The organism is Micromonospora sp. NPDC003776 (assembly GCF_053605645.1).
Genome location: NZ_JBSGJR010000252.1, coordinates 1 through 9,267 on the forward strand (window position 1 = coordinate 1; position 9,267 = coordinate 9,267).

Genomic DNA, 9,267 nt, shown 5'->3' on the forward strand with positions numbered 1-9,267 from the left:
GGGTACGCGGGTGGTGGGGCGAGCGCCCCACCACCCGCGCGCGGCTTACTTGGCCTCGCCGTCCAGGAACTTCTGGAAGGCGTCGTTGGCGGTGTCGGCCGCGGCCGCCGGGTCCTTGCCGGTGATCGCGTCGACGATCGGCTGGCCGACGATCTCGCGGGCCTGGCCGACCTTCACGACCACGGGCCGGTCGTGTGCGACGCCGCCCTGGGTGCTGGCGTTGATGGCCTCGACCAGGTCCTTCGGGTAGTTCGCGGTGCCCTCCGGGTTGGCCCAGACGGACGTACGGGCGCTCGGCACGCCGGCCTTCTGCTGGGCGAGGGTCTGGTCCTTGCCGGTGGCCCACTCGATGAACTTCCAGGCGTTGCTCTTGTTCTTCGAGGCGTCGTTGACGCCCAGCGCCCAGGAGGGGATGTTGTACGGCTTGGAGCCGGCCGGGCCGGCCGGGAACGGCGCGAAGCCGACGGTGTCGGAGACCTTGGACTTGGCCGGGTCGGTGGCGTTCTTGTACAGCGAGTTGGCCTCGGTGTAGAAGGCGGCCTTGCCCTGGGTGAAGATGGCCATCGCCTCGGGCCAGCTCATGTCGGTGCTGACGTTGGCCGGGCCGCTGTCCTTGATGAGCCCGCCGTAGAAGGCGTACGCCTGCTTGGCGGCGTCGCTGTTGACGGTCGCCTTGCCGCTGCCGTCGACGAAGTCACCGCCGAAGCTGTACAGGAAGCTGGAGAACTGGGTGACCGCCGGCGACTTGCCGGTCCGGGCCACGAAGCCCGCCACGCCGGGGGTGCTCGCCTTGATCTTGGCGGCGGCGGCCTTGAGCTCGTCCAGGGTCTTCGGCGGGGCGCTCAGGCCGGCCTTGGCCAGCAGGTCCTTGCGGTAGTACAGGACCTCCTGCTCGGTGATGATCGGCACGCCGACCGTCTTGCCCTCGTACGTGGTGGCCTGGACCGGGCCGGACTGGAAGTCGGAGAAGTCCCAGTCCTTGCTCGACTTGACCTGCTCGGAGAGGTCGGCCAGGTACTTGTTCTTGGCGAAGAGCTTCCCCTCCTGGAGGGGCCGGTACATCATCACGTCGAGGTCGGACGACCCGGCGTTGAGCTTGACGTTGTACTGGTCCGAGAGCTGGTCCTCGCCGAGCTGGGTGATCTCGACCTTGAGCCCGGTCTGCTTCTCGAAGTCGGGCAGGGCCTTCTTGAGGTTCTCCGTCCACACGTGGTTCGCCAGCGTCACGTGCACGGTCTTGGACGCGCCGCTGTCGTCGCCACCGCCGCCGCAGGCGGCTAGGCCCATGGCGACCACCACGGCCAGAGACGTACCGATTATCGATCGACGTCGCACGTCATCTCTCCTTTTCTCGTGGTCGCCGCCCCGGGGGAAGAGCGCCACAACGCTGTAACGTCCGCTTAACGACGGAATGCTAGGCCGAAAAAGCTGACTTATTCAAGGACTGAGCCCGAACTGATATGCTCCGTCGCGTGGATCAGTCCTCCCCGGGGGTCGCACCCGCCCAGTCCGCCCCCGTCGAGGCAGGGCTGCACGCCCGCGTCCTCGATCACCTCGGCACCGCCATCTGCGGCGGCGAGCTGGCCGCCGGCTCGGTGCTCAACATCGACGAGCTGGTCGACCGGTACGCGGTCTCCCGGTCGGTGATCCGCGAGGTCCTGCGGGTGCTCGCGTCGATCGGCTTCATCGAGACCCGGCGCCGGGTCGGGGTGCTGATCCGCCCCGCCGAGGCGTGGAACGTCTTCGACCCGCAGGTGATCCGCTGGCGGCTCGCCTCCGCCGGGCGGATGGCCCAGCTGCGCTCGATCACCGAGCTGCGGACCGCGATCGAGCCGCACGCGGCCTGGCTGGCGGCGGGCCGGATCTCCCCCGACGAGGCCAGTGACCTGATCGGCATCGCGGCGAAGATGTGGGCCGCCGGTGAGGCCGGCGACGAGGACCGCTTCCTGCGGCTGGACATCGAGTTCCACCGGCGGGTGCTCGCCGCCTCCGGCAACGAGATGTTCGTGAAGCTCCAGGAGCTGGTCGCCGAGGTGCTGACCGGCCGGCACCACTACCACCTGATGCCGCACCACCCCGATCAGCAGGCCCTGCACCTGCACGCCGAGGTGGCCCAGGCGCTGCAGCACCGCGACGGCGAGCGGGCCCGCCGGGCCATGGTGCAGATCATGGAGCAGGCGTTCGACGAGATGAAGTCGATGTGGGAGCAGACCGCCGAGCCGGGACCGGACCTGGCCACCCGGTGAGCCGACCCGGCCGGCGCTGACCGGCTCCGGCCGCGGCATGTCGCGCTGTCCGGTTGGCAGCACGCCGCGACCTGCGCTGAGCCGAGTGGATCATGGCGGCCGCCAGGACGGCGGCCGGATCAGGCCGAGCGCGGCACCGGCTGGGCCAGGTTGCCGATCTCCCTCGGCAGCTGCGCCAGCGCGTGCTCGAACTCGCGGTGCCCGACGACCCGGTGCAGGGTCTGAAGCACGGCCCGAACGCCCCGCTCGGCGACGTCCGGCCCCTGCCCGGCGCGCTCCGCCACCCGGCGCAGGAACTCGTCGTACCCGAAGGCCTCGGGCTCCTCGGGGCGGGCCCGGGCCAGCAGCGGGCGCAGCTCGTGGGCGACGTGGTCGGCGAGGTCCGCCGCCTCGCCGCCGCTGATCCGCTCGGCGAGGGTACGCAGGGTCGCCTCGGTCAGGGCGCGCGCAATCTCCGCCGGGACGCCCGCCCGTGCGGCCACCTTCTCGAAGAACTCCAGCTCGGCCATGCCCCGTCCTTCCCGTCCCGGAGACCGGCTGGCTACCCGCCGGTGACCGGCACAAACGGTGGGGCGCCGGCGGGCCGACAAAAGGCCGGAAACCGACCTCGCCCACCGCGCGGACGGCCATGATCGAGGCGTGGCCCGGATGCCCAAGCTCGTGCCGCCGATGCTGGCGTCCAGCGGCGCGCTGCCCACCGGCCCCGGCTGGGGGTACGAGTTCAAGTGGGACGGCGTGCGCGCGGTCGCGTACGCCGACGGCGGGCTGCGGCTGCTCAGCCGCAACGACCGGGACGTCACCGGGGCGTACCCGGAGCTGGGTGAGCTCCCCCGGCTGCTGGCCGGACGGCGGGCGGTCCTGGACGGGGAGGTCGTGGCCCTCGACGCCGGGGGGCGGCCCAGCTTCTCGGCGCTGCAACGCCGAATGCACGTGCGGGCGCCGGCCGCCGCGCTGGTCGCCTCGACCCCGGTGCGGTTGTACCTGTTCGACCTGCTGCACCTCGACGGGCGGGACACCACGTCCCTGCCGTACACCGAACGCCGGGCGGCGCTCGCGGAGCTGGGGCTCAGCGGCGAGAGCGTGGAGACGCCGCCGTACTGGACCGGCGAGGCCGGCCGGGACCTGGCCACGGCGGCGGCCGAACTCGGCCTGGAGGGGGTGGTCGCGAAGCGGCTCGACGCGACGTACGAGCCCGGCCGCCGGGCTTCGTCGTGGGTCAAGGTGCCGCTCAACGACACCGTCGAGGTGGTCGTGGGCGGGTGGCGGCCGGGGGCCGGCCGGCGGGCCGGCACGATCGGCTCCCTGCTGCTGGGCATGTACGACGAGCAGGACCGGCTGGTCTACGTCGGGCACGTCGGCACCGGGTTCACCCAGGCCGTGCTGCGTGACCTGCAGCAGCGGCTGGAGCCGCTGGCCCGGCGGGAGCCGCCGTTCGGCTCGCCGGTGCCGCGCGAGCACGCCCGGCACGCCGTCTGGGTCGAGCCGGCCCTGGTGGGGGACGTGACCTTCCGGTCCTGGACCCCCGACCGCCGGCTGCGGCACCCCTCCTGGAAGGGGCTGCGCAGCGACCGCGACCCGGCCGAGATCCGGCTGCAGGAGCGGCCGGGGTGAACTGAGCTACCGAGTCATCCTCGCCATGCCGCGCGGGCTCGGGCAGCCGCGGCGCGACGGGCGATCCATCCTGGCCCAACGGGCTGATGTCCGCTCCCTCCACCGCCGGCGGCTGGGCGGAGAACGCAGAGGTGGGCAGAAGAAGGCGCGCCGGTCGCCAGCACGAGCGAGGGCGGGAACTCAGTTCACCGGCGGCGCCCAGGTAGGGCGCCGGATCAGGCAGAACGGGTGGCCGGCCGGATCGGCGTACACGTGATCGCCCGGCAACCGCTGTGCGCCCAGCGCGAGCACTGCCTCCCCCGCCGCAGCCTGGTCGTCAACCATCACGTCGAGGTGCATCTGCTGCGGCACCGCCGGCTCCGGCCACGTGGACGGCACCAGGTCGGCGGCGCGCTGAAACGCCAGACCGGACGCGGAGGTGCCAGCCGACACGACGACGAAGTCCTCGTCGACGTAGGTGATCGGGTCGCCCAGGACGGCGCTCCAGAACCGCGCCTCGGCCATCGGATCCGGGCAGTCGACGATCAGATGGTGGAGCCGGCCGACCGGCAAGGCGAACACCCCCTTCGTGGTCAGGCCCCAGGGCGCACGGTCCAGTATGGCCGCTCTCGGCGCGACGGAAACGGCATGTCCGGATGTCGTCGCGACGCGCAGCGCGGACGCGGATGTCAGCGGCCCGGGTGGCTGGCCATGCGATCCGGCCAGGCGACGTCGTCGACCGCGAGCCATGGTTCGCCGGCCACGGTCGTCGGAGTGGCTCCGGCGAACGCCACGACGTCGCGATGCAGGTGAGACTGATCGGCGTAGCCGCCGTCGGCGGCAACTCGGGCTGGGTCCTCACCGGCGGCGAGCCGGTGGGCGGCGTGGTCGAAGCGGACCAGCTTCGCGGCGCGTTTGGGTGGCAGGCCGATCTGCGAGTGGAACCGGGACCACAGGCGCTTACGGCTCCATCCGACCTCGGCCGCCAGTCTGTCGACCCGGACCTGGCCGCGACCAACGAGGATCCGGTTCCAGACCCAGGAGACCTCCGGGTCTACGGACGACCGACACGACCCGGCCTGATCTCGGTGGGCGAGCAACGCGTCGGTCACCGCGAACCGGTTCTCCCACGACGAGGCGCCGCTCAGTTGCTCGCGAATGCGTGATGCCTGCCGGCCCCACAGGTCGTCGAGGGCAACTATGGCGCCGTCCAGGTCGGCCGGGGAGACGCCCAGAACCGCGCGTGCGACCACCGGGGACAGGCGTACCTGCACGGCCTCGAAGTTCTCGCCCCGCACCCATCCCGGGCCGGTTCCGAATCCGAGCCCAGCGACGAGGCTTCCCCTCTGCTGCCGCCCGGCGGCATCGTCCACGATGAGCGAGCCGACGCCGAACTCCAAAACCAGCGTCACGGCCGGGTGCGGGATCGCCCGCCGGCCAACCGCGGTCCGGCCACGGTCACGGAACCCGGCCATGCTGACACCGGGCACCTGGCTGGGCCGCGCCGGGCAGGCGACGTCCCAGACGGTCGCATCGTCCCGCTCGTCCGCGGCGGATCGCATTCTCCCAGGCTACGCGACCGGCTGATCGGAACATTTGTTCAAGCCACCAACGCCCGGGCACGACGACAGTGGCCTCATGACCATTTCGCCAGGGTTCGACAACGCGTTGGACGACGCCGATCCGCGGTCCCCCGACCGGGAGCCGCAGGTGGCACGCGCCCGCCGCCGAAGGCGCCGCATCATCCCCTCGACAATCCTCCTCGCGGTCGGGTTGCTCCTGGGAAATGCGGCGATGGTGAGCTGGCAGGACGCCGACGCCACCGGGAGCTCGACGCTGCCGCTTGACGGCGGGAACGTCTACGTGAGCCAGGACGGTCCCCCCGATGCCCCGGCGCTCGTGCTGATCCACGGGCTGGGCAGCTCGACCCGCTGGTGGGATCGGGTGATTCCGATGTTGGCGAGGTCCCATCGCGTCATCCGGATGGACCTGCTCGGGCACGGCCGGTCCGCCAAACCGGCCGGCGGCGGCTACACGATCCCCCAACAGGCACGCCGGGTCGGCCAGGCCCTGGACCGACTCGGCGTCAAGCACGCCATCGTGGTCGGCCATTCCACCGGCGGCTATGTCGCCACGGCCCTCGCCGAGCAACGGGGTGACCTGGTGACCGCGCTGGCGCTCATCGACACCGGACCCCGCATGGACGCCTTCATCTCGGACGGGCGTGTCGGCCAGCTCATCTTCGTCCCCGTGGTCGGGCAACTGCTATGGCGAATGAGGACCGACGGGGTGATCCGTCGGGGTTTGAGCACGGCGTTCGCCCCGGAATTCGAGATCCCGCAGCAGCTCGTCGACGATACGCGCGGCATGACCTACCATGCGCTGACCGCGACATCGCGGGCGTCCGACGACTATCTGACACAGCGACCGCTCCCGGATCGGCTCACGACCCTCGGCAAACCGCTGCTGGTGATCTTCGGCGAGCAGGACCGGCGGTGGCGATCCTCAACCGCTGCCCTCTACCGCGCCGTTCCGGGCTCGAGAGTCGAGTTGCTGCCGGGCGTCGGACACTCACCCATGATCGAGGATCCGCCGCGGACCGCCACACTCCTCCTCACTTTCACCGGTTCGGAGCTCAGCGGCCGGTAGCGACGTGGCGGAGCGCGCCGGCTTCACCGGGTCCGGCAGGGCGGTCTCGTCGAGGGTAACGAGGCCGCTAGCCGGCGCTACGGACACGCCGCCGCGGTCCGGGCCCGCACCCGCTCGGGGAACTCGGGGTGGGGATGAGACGGGTCGGCGGTCAGGCCAGCGCGCGTGCCGCCGACACGATGGCGCTGGGCCCGATCCCCGCCTGGTCCATCTGCTGGGTGGGCGTGCCGGAGCCGGGCAGGCCGCGGACCGCCAGGTGGGCGACGCGTACCGGGTCGGCGAGGTCGGCCAGCGACTCCAGCACGGCGGCGCCGAGGCCGCCCTGCGGGTAGTGGTCCTCGACCACCACCAGCCGGCCGCCGGTGTCCCGTACGGCGTCGAGCAGGCGCTGCCGGTCGACCGGCTTGACGGAGTAGAGGTCGATGACCCGGGCGTCGATCCCCTCGCGCGCCAGCTCGTCGGCGGCGGCGAGGCAGTTGTGCACGGTCACTCCGGCGCCGATCAGCGCGACGTCGCCGCCCTCGCGGACCAGCTTGCTGCCCCCGATCGGGAAGTCGTCCCCGTTGTCGTAGAGCACCGGGTACTTGCCGCGGGTGGTGCGCAGGTAGCTGATCCCCTTGCGGTCGACCATCTGCGCGACGAGGGCGGCGCAGGAGACGGCGTCGCTGGGATAGAGCACCGTCGAACCCTGGACGGCCCGCAGCGCGGCCAGGTCCTCCAGCCCCATCTGCGAGGGGCCGTCCGAGCCGATCTCCACGCCGGCGTGCGAGCCGGCGAGGGCGATGTCGGCCCGGGAGATGGCGGCCATCCGGATGAAGTCGTAGGCGCGGGTGAGGAACGCGGCGAAGGTCGCGGCGAACGGCCGGTAGCCGCGCACCTGGAGGCCGACCGCGGCGGCGATCAGCTGCTGCTCGGCGATGAACATCTCGAAGAACCGGTCCGGGTACGCCTCGCCGAACTTGTCGGCGCGGGTGGAGTCGCTGACCTCGCCGTCCAGGGCGACCACGTCCGGCCGGGCGCCCAGCGCGCGCAGCGCGTCGCCGTACGCGTTGCGGGTGGCCACCTTCGCGCCCTTGTCGTACCGGGGCAGCTCCGGTGCCTTCTTCTCCGGGGCGGCGGGGGGCGAGAAGCTGCCCGGGTGCGGCCCCGTGACCCGGATCTGCCGCACGCCGCCGAGGGCCTGGACGGCCCGCTCGGCCAGGTCGGGCGGGAGCGCCTTGCCGTGCCAGTCCGGCTTGTTCTCGACCTCCGGCACCCCCTTGCCCTTGACCGTCCGGGCGAGCACGACCGTCGGGCCGGTCGCCTCGCGGGAGCGGCGGAACGCGTCGTCGATCGCGACGAGGTCGTGGCCGTCGACGACGAGCGCCTGGCAGCCGAACGCCTCGACCCGGCGGCGGTAGGTGTCCAGGTCCCACTCCAGCTCGGTCGGACCGCGCTGGCCGAACCGGTTCACGTCCACGATCGCGGTGAGGTTGCCCAGCCCGTAGTGGCTGGCCTTGTCCAGGGCCTCCCAGATGGAGCCCTCCGCGGTTTCGCTGTCGCCGCAGAGCACCCAGACGTGGTACGGCCGCCGGTCGAGGTACCGGCCGGCCAGCGCGACGCCCACGCCGACCGGCAGGCCCTGGCCGAGCGAGCCGGTGGCCACGTCCACCCACGGCAGGACCGGGGTGGGGTGCCCCTGCAGCCGGGAGCCCGACTGCCGGTAGGTGTCCATCAGCTCCTGCTCGCTGACCGCGCCGACCGCCCGGAACACGGCGTAGAGCAGGGGCGAGGCGTGGCCCTTGGAGAAGATCAGGTGGTCGTTGGCGGGGTTGCGGGGGTTGCGCCAGTCGTAGCGCAGGTGCCGCGAGATCAGCACGGCCAGCAGGTCGGCGGCGGACAGGCTGGAGGTCGGGTGGCCGGACCCCGCCTTCGTGCTGCTGCGGATCGAGTCCACCCGGAGCTGGGCCGCGAGGTCACCCAGCCGGGTGAGCTCCTCGTCCTGCAGCGTCCGCTCTGCTTCCATCGTCACCGGAATCGCCTCCCGCGGCCGGCCCGCGTCCGCCGGCCACGCCGCACCCCACCGTAGCCAGAGCGCGAAGTTTTATCCGGTTAACCACCGATTTCCACCGACGTCCGGGACGACCCGCCGGCCGTCGCGGGCGGTGCCCGCGCGGAACCCGGCCGGCACCCCACGGCGGTCACCGGAGCACGGCCGGTTCGGCAGCGCCGCTGGGCTCCGGCAGCGGCCGACGCAGCACCAGCCGCAGCGCCACCGCCAGGTACGGCAGCGCGGCCAGCGCGAACGCGACCGCGTTGCCGGTGGCGCCGGCCACCAGGCCGTACGCGGCGTAGAACGCGACGATGGTCAGGTCGGTCGCCATCCCGGCCACCGAGGTCACCGTGGCCCGGGCCGCCCCGGTGATCCGGGCCTGCAACCGCGCGTCGGCGAGCACCGTGGCGAGCTGGAACGCGGCGAACGCCACCGCCAGCAGCACGAACCCGACCGGGCGGCCGATCAGGGCACCCGCCGCCAACGCCGCCGCGGCGAGCACCAGCAGGCCGGCGTACCCGCCGGTGGTGAGCCGCTCCCCCGCCGGGGCGAGCAGCCCGCCGACGGTCATCCCTGCCCAGAGCAGCAGGAGCAGCAGCGGCACCGCCGCGTCGGCGACGCCGGTGTCCCGGGCCAGCAGCCCGGTGTACTCGTCGAGGCCGCCCCAGACCGCGGTCACCGCCGGGACGAGGAGCAGGGCGGCGCGTACCCGGCGGTCGGCCCGTGCCTCGGCCAGGCCGGCGCGCAGGC

Annotated in this window: 8 protein-coding genes and 1 pseudogene; 3 read left to right on the forward strand and 6 right to left on the reverse strand. The window is 72.6% G+C overall.

What is annotated here, in order from left to right; all coding sequences use genetic code 11:
* Window positions 1-45 precede the first annotated feature (45 nt).
* Window positions 46-1,287, reverse strand: a complete 1,242-nt coding sequence (locus ACWEVO_RS20300) for an ABC transporter substrate-binding protein (protein WP_452309087.1) — start codon at window positions 1,285-1,287, stop codon at window positions 46-48.
* A gap of 185 nt (window positions 1,288-1,472) precedes the next feature.
* On the opposite strand from ACWEVO_RS20300, the gene ACWEVO_RS20305 reads away from it, so the two are divergent.
* The gene (locus ACWEVO_RS20305) at window positions 1,473-2,246 is read left to right on the forward strand and encodes a FadR/GntR family transcriptional regulator (RefSeq protein ID WP_452309088.1); all 774 of its coding nucleotides are present in this window, start codon (window positions 1,473-1,475) and stop codon (window positions 2,244-2,246) included.
* A 119-nt stretch (window positions 2,247-2,365) separates the two neighbouring features.
* Here ACWEVO_RS20305 and ACWEVO_RS20310 read toward each other — a convergent pair whose 3' ends face one another.
* Entirely contained in the window at window positions 2,366-2,755 is a 390-nt protein-coding gene (locus tag ACWEVO_RS20310) for a DUF2267 domain-containing protein (protein WP_452309089.1), read from the reverse strand.
* Between the two features lie 139 nt (window positions 2,756-2,894).
* Between ACWEVO_RS20310 and ligD the strand changes: the two genes are divergently transcribed.
* Window positions 2,895-3,857 carry a non-homologous end-joining DNA ligase gene (gene ligD / locus ACWEVO_RS20315; protein WP_452309092.1) on the forward strand — a complete coding sequence of 321 codons (963 nt, stop codon included), beginning with the start codon at window positions 2,895-2,897 and terminating at the stop codon, window positions 3,855-3,857.
* A 180-nt stretch (window positions 3,858-4,037) separates the two neighbouring features.
* Here the strand turns inward: ligD and ACWEVO_RS20320 are convergent, their stop codons facing one another.
* Entirely contained in the window at window positions 4,038-4,409 is a 372-nt protein-coding gene (locus ACWEVO_RS20320; RefSeq protein WP_452309093.1) for a VOC family protein, read from the reverse strand.
* Window positions 4,410-4,525: 116 nt separating this feature from the next.
* Window positions 4,526-5,398, reverse strand: coding sequence for a helix-turn-helix domain-containing protein (locus ACWEVO_RS20325; RefSeq protein WP_452309090.1), 873 nt, complete (start codon window positions 5,396-5,398; stop codon window positions 4,526-4,528).
* Window positions 5,399-5,474: 76 nt separating this feature from the next.
* Here ACWEVO_RS20325 and ACWEVO_RS20330 point away from each other — a divergent pair, with 76 nt between their 5' ends.
* Window positions 5,475-6,485 carry an alpha/beta fold hydrolase gene (locus ACWEVO_RS20330; RefSeq protein WP_452309091.1) on the forward strand — a complete coding sequence of 337 codons (1,011 nt, stop codon included), beginning with the start codon at window positions 5,475-5,477 and terminating at the stop codon, window positions 6,483-6,485.
* A gap of 151 nt (window positions 6,486-6,636) precedes the next feature.
* Here ACWEVO_RS20330 and ACWEVO_RS20335 read toward each other — a convergent pair whose 3' ends face one another.
* Window positions 6,637-8,490, reverse strand: coding sequence for a transketolase (locus ACWEVO_RS20335; protein WP_452309094.1), 1,854 nt, complete (start codon window positions 8,488-8,490; stop codon window positions 6,637-6,639).
* 175 nt (window positions 8,491-8,665) lie between these two features.
* Window positions 8,666-9,267, reverse strand: a pseudogene (locus ACWEVO_RS20340) (MFS transporter); the annotation flags it as partial.

What these genes read in the sequence shown, in the direction of transcription:
- ACWEVO_RS20330 (WP_452309091.1), top strand. Translation starts at nt 5,475, where the DNA reads ATGACCATTTCGCCAGGGTTCGACAACGCGTTGGACGACGCCGATCCG.
- ACWEVO_RS20335 (WP_452309094.1), bottom strand. Translation starts at nt 8,490, where the DNA reads ATGGAAGCAGAGCGGACGCTGCAGGACGAGGAGCTCACCCGGCTGGGT.
- ACWEVO_RS20300 (WP_452309087.1), bottom strand. Translation starts at nt 1,287, where the DNA reads ATGGGCCTAGCCGCCTGCGGCGGCGGTGGCGACGACAGCGGCGCGTCC.
- ligD (WP_452309092.1), top strand. Translation starts at nt 2,895, where the DNA reads ATGCCCAAGCTCGTGCCGCCGATGCTGGCGTCCAGCGGCGCGCTGCCC.
- ACWEVO_RS20325 (WP_452309090.1), bottom strand. Translation starts at nt 5,398, where the DNA reads ATGCGATCCGCCGCGGACGAGCGGGACGATGCGACCGTCTGGGACGTC.
- ACWEVO_RS20310 (WP_452309089.1), bottom strand. Translation starts at nt 2,755, where the DNA reads ATGGCCGAGCTGGAGTTCTTCGAGAAGGTGGCCGCACGGGCGGGCGTC.